8 protein-coding genes are annotated in these 9114 nt (G+C 72.1%); 4 read left to right on the forward strand and 4 right to left on the reverse strand.

The features are described 5' to 3' along the window. Positions 1-21 precede the first annotated feature (21 nt). The 3 genes from ACZ52J_RS34730 to ACZ52J_RS34740 are packed head-to-tail and all read left to right on the forward strand — an operon-like array spanning position 22 to position 2655. A complete protein-coding gene (locus ACZ52J_RS34730) occupies positions 22-1071 on the forward strand; it encodes a GSCFA domain-containing protein (RefSeq protein ID WP_465624497.1) in 1050 nt (349 codons plus the stop codon). After that, entirely contained in the window at positions 1034-1729 is a 696-nt protein-coding gene (locus tag ACZ52J_RS34735; RefSeq protein ID WP_465624498.1) for a hypothetical protein, read from the forward strand. Before ACZ52J_RS34730 ends, ACZ52J_RS34735 begins: the two co-directional genes overlap by 38 nt. A gap of 53 nt (positions 1730-1782) precedes the next feature. Then, a complete protein-coding gene (locus tag ACZ52J_RS34740) occupies positions 1783-2655 on the forward strand; it encodes a TauD/TfdA dioxygenase family protein (RefSeq protein ID WP_465624500.1) in 873 nt (290 codons plus the stop codon). Between the two features lie 97 nt (positions 2656-2752). Here ACZ52J_RS34740 and ACZ52J_RS34745 read toward each other — a convergent pair whose 3' ends face one another. After that, entirely contained in the window at positions 2753-3520 is a 768-nt protein-coding gene (locus tag ACZ52J_RS34745) for a SpcZ (RefSeq protein WP_465624502.1), read from the reverse strand. Between the two features lie 343 nt (positions 3521-3863). On the opposite strand from ACZ52J_RS34745, the gene ACZ52J_RS34750 reads away from it, so the two are divergent. Then, positions 3864-4544, forward strand: coding sequence for a GOLPH3/VPS74 family protein (locus ACZ52J_RS34750; RefSeq protein ID WP_465624504.1), 681 nt, complete (start codon positions 3864-3866; stop codon positions 4542-4544). A 54-nt stretch (positions 4545-4598) separates the two neighbouring features. On the opposite strand, the gene ACZ52J_RS34755 is transcribed toward ACZ52J_RS34750, so the two are convergent. From ACZ52J_RS34755 to ACZ52J_RS34765, 3 genes are all read right to left on the reverse strand, one after another. After that, positions 4599-5522 (reverse strand): endonuclease/exonuclease/phosphatase family protein, encoded by a 924-nt coding sequence (locus ACZ52J_RS34755; RefSeq protein ID WP_465624506.1) that lies wholly within the window; start codon positions 5520-5522, stop codon positions 4599-4601. A gap of 123 nt (positions 5523-5645) precedes the next feature. Next, positions 5646-6647, reverse strand: coding sequence for a 1-aminocyclopropane-1-carboxylate deaminase/D-cysteine desulfhydrase (locus tag ACZ52J_RS34760; protein ID WP_465624508.1), 1002 nt, complete (start codon positions 6645-6647; stop codon positions 5646-5648). 87 nt (positions 6648-6734) lie between these two features. Next, positions 6735-8825: a phosphocholine-specific phospholipase C gene (locus ACZ52J_RS34765; protein ID WP_465624510.1), complete on the reverse strand. Its 2091-nt coding sequence runs from the start codon at positions 8823-8825 to the stop codon at positions 6735-6737. Between the last annotated feature and the right edge of the window lie 289 nt (positions 8826-9114).

Below are 9114 nucleotides of genomic sequence, written 5' to 3' on the forward strand. Positions count from 1 at the left end.
GACCATCGGAGACCATCCCTCGTGAACCCCTACCAGTCACTACCGGCGCGCTCGTTCTGGCGCTCCGCCGTGGCCGAGCCGGACCCGCTCGCCATCGACGACCTGTGGACGCCCGCGTTCGCGATCGGGCAGGACGACCCGGTCCTCACCGCCGGGTCCTGCTTCGCCGCACACATCGGCCGCGCCCTGCTGGAGCGGGGCATGAACTGGTACGACGCGGAGCCGGCCCCGCCGGGGCTGACCGAGGAGGAGCGCAGGGCGCGCCACTACGGGTGGTTCTCGTTCCGCACCGGAACCATCTACACCGCCGCCGTGCTACGGCAGTGGCTCTCCTGGGCCTTCGGCCGCACGACCCCGCCGACCGAGGCGTGGCTGGAGGACGGCAGGTACCACGACCCGTATCGCCCGTCCGTCGAACCCGGCGGCTACGCCTCGGCCGAGGAGATGCTGACAGCCCGCGGGGCGACCCTCGCCGCCATCCGCGACGCCGTCACCGAGGCCGGCTGCCTGATCTTCACCCTGGGTCTGACCGAGGCGTGGCGGGACGACGCCGACGGCACCGTCTTCCCGTCCTGCCCCGGGACCGTGCGCGGAACCTTCGACCCGGACCGCCACGTCTTCCACCAGTTCACCTTCGAAGAGGTCTACCGCGACCTGGCGGACGCCATCGCACTGGCCCGCGAGGCCAATCCGCGGCTGCGGGTCCTGCTGACCGTCTCACCGAACCCGCTGACCGCGACCGCGACCGGCGGCCATGTGCTCACCGCCAACACCTACTCCAAGTCGCTGCTGCGGACGGTGGCCGGGCAGCTGGCCCAGGACCTCGACGACGTCGACTACTTCCCCTCGTACGAACTCATCACCGGTCTCCCGTTCCGGAGCAGGTTCTACGCGCCGAACCTGCGTGAAGTGGCGCCCGAGGGCGTCGACTTCGTCATGCGCCACTTCATGACCGCGCTGTCGGGGCCCCCTGCCGCTGCGCCACCGGTGCGAACCGGCAAGCCGGCGGCGGAGCTGAAGGGAGGCGACAGCTGTGACGACGCCGTCCTCGACTACTACCGCCCCCGCTAGGTTCCTGCTGCTGGGCGACTCGCACGCAGGTCCGATCGGACGAGCCGCGAAGGCGGCCCGGATCCCGTTCCAGGGCGGTCCGATCGGTGCCGGGCGCGAGTTCACCGACGACTTCTTCGAGCCGCGCGAGCACGACGTGGTGTTCCGCAAGGCCGAGGCCGACGAGTACTACCGGGGCTTCCTGACCGACATGGGCGTCGACGGCCTCGGGCGTCTCGCGGTCCCGCTGGTGTCCACCTTCGGTCTCAGCGCGCACTACGTCGCCACCAGCGAGAACTGGCGCATCTACCGCCACCGCGACGGCGGTTTCGCCCCGGGCTTCCTGTCCGGGCCACTGTTCGAGGCCATCGTCCGCGCCACCGTCCGCGACGCGCTGGCCTTCTACCGCCACGCACTCGGTCTGGGCCTGCGGGCGCTGGCCGTGCTGCCGCCGCAGCGGGTACCGGAACAGTCCGACCCGGCGGTGTTCATGGCCGCGCAGGAGACGGTCCGAAGCGCGCTCGACGCGCTCGGCGTGGAGATCGTCGACCTCCGCGCCCGCACCACCGGACCGGACGGCTTCCAGCGCCCCGAGTTGTGCGAGGCCGACGACTCCATCCACGGCAACCTGGCCTTCGGTCGGCTGATCCTTGCGGATCTGCTGGCCCGCGGGCTGTGACGACACCCGATCCGCAGGCTTCGCCACCGACCCCTACACCACAGGAGCACGTCATGGAGCAGTACGAACTGGACGCCGTCAAGGCCGTCACCACCCGACCCGCCAAGGAGTACCGGACCATCACCGTCGACTCGGTCACCCCGGTGATCGGTGCCGAGATCTCCGGCGTCGACCTCTCGCAGGAGCTGTCGGACGAGCAACTGGCCGAACTGAAGCAGGCGTTCCTCCACCACCACGTCCTCGTCTTCCGTGACCAGGACTTGACGGACGAGGACCACAAGCGCTTCGCCGGGCACTTCGGCGAACTGCGCCCGGTCAACCCGCCCCCGGTCGACGCGGATCCGTACATCCTGGAGATCAGCACCAGCGCCGAGGCGGCGAACGTCGCCGGCAACGGCTGGCACGCCGACGGCACCGCCGACGCCGAACCCTCGCTCGGGTCGATGCTCTACCTCACCCGCGTGCCGGAGCCGGGCAGCGGCGGCGACACCCTGTTCGCCAACATGCACCTGGCGTACGAGATGCTGTCCCCGAGGATGCGCGAGCTGCTCGACGGCCTGACCGCGGTACACGACGGCCTTGTCGCCTTCCAGGGCTACACCCCGCCCAAGGGGTACGTGATACCCAAGAGCGAGCACCCGCTGGTGGTGCGTCACCCCGAGACCGACCGCAAGATCCTTTACGTCAACAAGGCCTACACCGCCCGCATCCCCCAGCTGTCGGCCGACGAGAGCCGGGCCCTGCTCGACCTGCTCTTCGCCCTGCCGGCCCAGCGGCCCATGCTGACCTGCCGCATCCGTTGGAGCCCCAACACCCTGGTGTTCTGGGACAACCGCTGCGTTCAGCACCACGCCACGTACGACTACTACCCGCACACCCGCTACGGGCGCCGGGTCGCCATCAACGGCGGGCCGCTCAAGGGCTGAGCCGGCTCGGACCCGGACCCGGAACCCGAACCCGGACCCGGAACCCGAAACCCGAACCCGGGCTCGGACCCGAGCCCGGGTGCCGGGTCGATCCGGCTCAGGCCGCGTCTGCGCGGGCCAGGCCGGCGGCGAGGCCGTCGGCCAGGCGCGCCCAGGTGGCGTGCTCGCCGCGCTCGTCCTGCCGGTCGGCATGTACCCGCACCACTGCGCGGATCCGGGCAGACGGATAGGTCGCGGCATAGGCGGCCGAGTCCGCCGCCGCGTACGCCGCCGCCACGGCGGCCGCGTTGGCCAGGGCGTTCGCGTCGGCATGGGAACGCACGTTGGCTGCGGTGTTGAGCTCCGCGTAGGTCTCGCCGTACCGGGCAGCCGCGGCCTCGCTGTAGCCGTTCGCCAGCGCATAGGAGCCCGCGGCAGCAGCGGCCGTGGCGTAGGCCTCGGCGTAGGGGTACGCGTCGCGGAAGAGCTCCCGCAGCTCCGGTTCGAGCGCAGTGCGCCACGTGCTCTCGTCGATCGGACCGTCGTCCATGGCCCGTGCGTGCAAAGCCAGTACGGCTTGGTGCTGCGCGGCGGACCCGCCACGCCGTGCACTCGCCTCGGTCAGTATCGGGCCGACGGCGGAGCAGTACCAGTCATGGACCACACTGAACGGCACCCTGCCGTTCAACCGCTCCAACTCCCGGTGCACACGGCGCGCCCAAGCCGTCGCCGTGCCGGCGTCCATTCCGTCGAACAGCACCTCCGACACCTGCGCCAGCCAGGGCGGCATGGCCGGCCCCTCCCCTGATACCCCCGCTCCGCCGGGGGCCCGTGCAGCGGCGCCGAGTGACGAGTAGAAGGCCGAGAAGGTCTCGGATGAGGTCATCTGATCTCCTGAGCTGTCTGTATGCTTCGGGCCGTGCCGTGTCGAGTCGTACGGCTGCGGGTCACCTCGGCCCTGGGTGGCGGGCAGTTCGGACCCCCGGCCTACCAATGCTGACGATTTACCGGCAGGGATGGTTCACCAGACCCCTGGCCTGGGCGAAAACTCCGAATCGGTAGCCCGCGCCACCCTTGCACCCGTTGCGGAAGACGGACCTGTCCGGCAGCGGAGGCGGGTCGGGGAACCGGGCCGCGCGGGCGGGGCGTTGCTGGCTGAGGACACCCAGGTGCGGCGGCTGGTAGGCGCGCTGCGGGGTGGCCGGTCCGAACAGGGAAAGGAACTGCACATGCACGTCACCCTCGCCGAGGAGCTGATGCTGCTCTCACTGGACGACGAGTCCGGTGTGGCGAAGGACAGTTCGAGCGCCGGATGGGCGGTGGCGGGAGGCCTCCTCGCCGACCTCGCACTGGCCGGCCGGGTCGCGCTCGACGAAGGCCGGCTCAGCGTCACCGACCACACCCCGACCGGCGACCCGCTGCTCGACGAGCGGCTGGAGCGGCTCACCGAGTGGGTCGCGCGCAAGGCTCCCGGCAAGGCGAAGGCGGCGGACTGGCTGACCAAGGACCACCCCACGGCGGTCCGTGCCACCGTGGAGCGGCTGTGCGAGCGCGGCCTGGTCGTCGAGGAGCGCCACCGGGTCCTCGGCCTCTTCCCGGTCCGACGCTATCCGGAGGCGGACGGCTCGGTCGAGCGTGAGCTCCGCGAGCGGCTCGCTGCCGTGATCCGCCATCACGGGACGCCCGACACCCGCACCGCGACCCTGATAGCGCTCCTGCACGCCGCCCGGCTGCACGGTCTGGCCTTCCCCGACCTCCCCCGCGCGCGGGTCGAGCTGCGCTTCTCGGAGATCGCCGCGGGCGACTGGGCGGGCGAGCCCGTCACCCAGGCGATCCGGAACATGCGCGTCGCCGTCGCGGCCATCACGGCCGTGACCGTCGCCACGGCCGCCACGGCGGCCGCCGGCTGACGGGCGACAGCCCCGGGCTCGGGCGGCTCAGCGGGGCGGGGTGCGGCGGCGGGACTACAGGTGCAGCTCGACCACCACGGGCCGGTGGTCCGAGATCGGCATGCGGGGCGCCCGCACCGAATCCGGCTGGTGCGGCGCGAGTCCGGCCGCGAGGACGTGGTCGAGCTGCACCAGTGGGCAGTGTGACGGAAAGGTTCGGACCCGGGCCAGCCGGCGCCAACCGGGCCGGGGCGGCGGGGCGGCGGGCCGGGCCGTCGAGGACCTCGCCGAGGAGAGGAGCTCGGCCGCGCCAAGCGCGGCGGCGGGAATCGCGCCGACGATGTTGAAGTCGCCCAGCAGGAGGTGCGGCCGGGGCAGGTCGGCGATCCAGCCGTGCACGGCAAGGAGCTGGCGGACGTTCCACCCCGGGACGAACGACAGGTGCAGCGCCACCGCCGTGAACGGGCCGCGCCGACCCTGCAGGACGGCGGCCAGCGCCGCGCGCGGATGGTCGCGGATCACCGTGAGGCCCCTCCGCCCGGCCACTCGCAGCGGCAGGGCGACGGGAGGCGCGCTGAACCGCCGGGCTCGCCAGCTCAGGACCGGCAGTCGGGACAGCAGCGCGATGCCGTGCGAGGGAGCCTCTCCGTGGTGCCCCGGCGCCCGGGGACCGTACACCCGCAGCCCTGGTTCGGACCGGTCGAGGACCCAGGTCCGGCCCGGTACGGACCGGGCGTGGAACGCCGAGGCGTAGCGCCAGTCCGCGGCACCGGTCGCCTCGGCGATCGCCCGCGCCTGGTCCACCCGGCCCGACCGCTCCTGGAAGCGGTCGAGCTCCTGCAGCGCCACCACGTCGGCGTCCAGGGACGCGACGGCCTCGATGAGCGGGTGCACGGTGGTGGTGTCGGAGGCCGTCGTCGGCGGGCGGCCGTCGTCCAGGAGCTGCCGCCCGTGCAGGACGTTGAAGGTCGCAAGGCGCACCAGCGCGGAGCCGATCATGGTTGGACGGTACAACAGCGGTCCGGGCCGCGAACGTTGGAGGGCCGCAGCCGCCTCGCTCGGTCCGGCAGGCGATCGAGCTGCTGAGGTCCGTCACCAAGACCGGGACGTCAGCCAACTCGGTCACCGGGGGCCGAAGGTGTTGAGGAACACCACCGGCCCGTCGGCGAAGCGTCCGGCCGCGTCGAGGTCGAGCAGCGCGGCCATCGCCTTGGCGGTGTAGGTGAGTTCCAGCTCCAAGCCGGCCTCGGACGCCGCCCGGTCGAGGACGGCCCGGGCACGCGCGGTCGGGTGCGCGTAGCCGGGGCCGAGCCAGCCGCGCTCGGCGACGACGTCGTCCGCACGGAGCCGTATGCGGGGCAGTCGAGCGCCCCGAGCCCGCAGGAGCGCCTGGGACTTAGCCGCCAACCGGGTGTGCGCGGCGCTGTCGAGGCGGAGGGTGTCGTTGACCACGACCCCCAGGACGCGGGTTCGCAGGCCGGCCAGCCGCAAGCCCAGGGCCAGCCCGGCCGCGGTGCCTCCGGAGCCCACCGCCGTCACGACCCAGCCGGGCTCCGGCAGCAGTCCCCGCACCACCTGCTCGGCCAGTTCGAGCGCGCACTCGACGTACCCGAGCGCGCCGAGCGGCGAGGACCCGCCGGGCGGCAGGTAGCGGGGCAGGGCCAGGCCGCGGGTGTGCCGGGCGAACAGCCAGGGCGCGGCCAGCAGCAGCCGGGCCTTGGTGTGGGCGAAGTGGAGGGTGGCTCCGGAGTCGTGCAGCCGTCGCAGCTGGGCGCGGACGTGGTCGTCCACCGGGTGGTCGACCAGCGCGAGTGCGACGTCGAGACCCTGCTCCCGGGCGTAGAGCGCGGTCGCCAGGCCCCAGTTGGTGCCGAGGCCGCCGACGGTCAGGACGGTCCGCGGGCGCCCGCGTCGGAGCTCGGGCAGTAGCCACTCCAGCTTGCGGACCTTGTTCCCGCCCCAACCCCCGTGCCCGTAGCCGCTCTCGTCCTTGAGCCACAGCTCGGACCGGCAGCCCAGGCCCGTCAGCGGGCGCACGGGCGTCGGGGCGTCGCCCAGCGGGAGGTGGGGCAGTGACGCGGCGACCTCAGGCCAACGCCGGTGGATGAACGGACGGCGTGTCATGGGCCGACCGTACGGCCGAACGCGGGTGAGCGCGAGGCCGTCGGCCCGGGCGGGCCGACGGTACGGACCGGGCCGGCTGTTGTGCGCTCAGCCGGTGATGCTGGTCCCGCCGGTCTCGACGTGGCCCGCGAAGCGGCGGGACCAGGCGGGGTCGAGGTCGACGGTGACGGTGAAGTCGTACCAGCCGTGGGTGTAGGCGACGGCGTTGAAGTAGTCGGAGACGCTGCCGCCGGCGGGCACCCTGTAGATCCAGGGGCCGTCGGAGCGGTACTGGTTGGTGGTGATGGTGAAGGTCGCGGTGCGGCCGGAGGCGGCCTGGTTGGTCAGGGTGAACCAGATCGCCTGCTTGCCGGTGTCGGGAGCCGCGGCGTAGGAGCTGGTGGCCTCGGCGTACCGGCCGGCGCCGGTGGCGTTGCCGACGACCCGGCGCAGGAAGCGGTTGGGGCCGAAGAGGCTGAGATCGTACGCGCCGTCGCCGAAGCCCGAGCCGACGTTGAAGTAGTCCTGGGCGGTGCCGTCGGTACCGCTCGCCGGATCGTGGGCGGGGACCGTGTACTGCCAGGGGCCGCCGCCGCGGTGGGCGTTGGCGTAGGCGGAGAAGTGGGCGGGCCTGGTGGCCTGCCGGCCCTCGTTGGACATCCGCAGCCAGAGCAGGATCTTGCCGTTCGGGCCGTACTCGATCCGGTCCACCGAGCCGTTGGGCTGGTACGGCACGGCGCGGGCGGACTTGGTGCCGGGCTCCTGGGCGGGCATGGTGTTGTTGGTCGGGATGGGGTTGGGCAGGAAGGTGCAGCCGGACCGGCCGATCACCGCGCTGGTGTCGGGCAGTGGCGGCAGCCCGTACACCGGGTTGGCGAAGTCGAGGGTGCCGGTGAGGTCGCCGCAGACCTGCCGCCGCCAGTCGGAGATGTTGGTGCAGTGGGCGGGTGTGCCGAGTGCGGTGGTCCACGTCTCCAGGAAGCGCAGCACGGAGGTGTGGTCGAAGACCTCGGAGCTGACCCAGCCGCCGCGGCTCCACGGTGACACCACGATCATCGGGACGCGGAAGCCGAGGCCGATGTTGGTCCCGTTGTAGAACTCCCCCGGGGTGCCGGCGGGCGCGGTGGGCGGCGGGACGTGGTCGAAGAAGCCGTCGTTCTCGTCGTAGTTGAGGAACAGGACGGTGGAGTCGAGCACGTCGGGGTCGGCGGCGAGGGCCTGGAGGACCAGGTTGACGAAGTGTGCGCCGTCGTTCGGCGGGGCGTCCGGGTGCTCGGAGGAGTTCTGGTCGGGGACGATCCAGGAGACCTGGGGCAGGGTGCCGTTGACGGCGTCGGCCCGGATGGCGGCGGCGATGTCGTCGGGGGTGCGGCCGGTCGCCTTGGGGACGGAGGCCATGCCCCGGTCGTGCAGCGGGCTGCCGGCCGGGGCGTTGGCGAACTGGGTGAAGTAGGCGAGGGCGTTGTCGCCGAAGTTGTCGTCCGCGTTCTGGTAGACCTTCCAGCTCACGCCGGCGTTCTGCAGTGCCTCGGCGTAGGTCTGCCAGCGCAGGCCCTTTTCCTCTCCGCCGTCGTACGCGGCGCCGCCCGCGCCGGCGGACGGGTCGATCGTGCCGCTCCACAGGTAGGTGCGGTTGGGGCCGGTGGCGCTGAGGATCGAGCAGTGGTAGGCGTCGCAGACGGTGTAGGCGTCGGCCAGGGCGTAGTGGAAGGGTATGTCGGACCGGTTCATGAAGCCCATGGCGCGGTCGGACAGCTTGGCGGAGATCCAGCTGTCCATCCGGCCGTTGTTCCACGCCTTGTGCTGGCTGGACCAGCCGTGGTCGAGCGACTGGTCGCACTGCGCGAACTTCTCGGAGCTGGTGAAGACCGTCGAGGGCGTGGTGCTCAGCTGCCACGGGTACTGGTGGCCCCACAGCAGCCCGGGCTGGGCGAACACCGGGGTGCCGTTGCCGCCGATGGTGACGGCGCTGCGGTCGCCGAAGCCGCGCACGCCCTTCAACGAGCCGAAGTAGTGGTCGAAGCTGCGGTTCTCCTGCATCAGGACGACGACATGGCGCACGTCGCGGATGGTGCCGGTGCCGGTGGCGGAGGTCGCGGCCGCGGCCTTCGGGGCCGCGTCGGGGAGGGCGTCGATGCCCAGCGCGGCGCCGAGGGCGGCGGCCGAGCCGAGGAAGGTGCGACGGGTCAGCGGGGACAAGGGGGGAGCCTCCGGATCGGGGGTGGACAGGGGGAGCACAACCAAGTGGACAGAGTGTCAGCAGCGGGGGCGGCATGAACAGGTCTGATGCCGGGGATTCGCTCAGCCCGCCTGGTTGTTCGAGAGGGGGAGCACCCATTGGCTGGAAATGCGGCAGATTTGCCCAGTGATCGCGCGGCCGCCCGTGGGCGATCCGGAAGATTTCAAGTCCAGTGAGACGGTCGTGACGCTATGAGGTTTGTGGTGCGGGTTCCCTGCGCTTGGCCGGGTCGTTGATCCACGCCGTCTT

The sequence above is a fragment of the Kitasatospora sp. NPDC034035 genome, assembly GCF_055575755.1.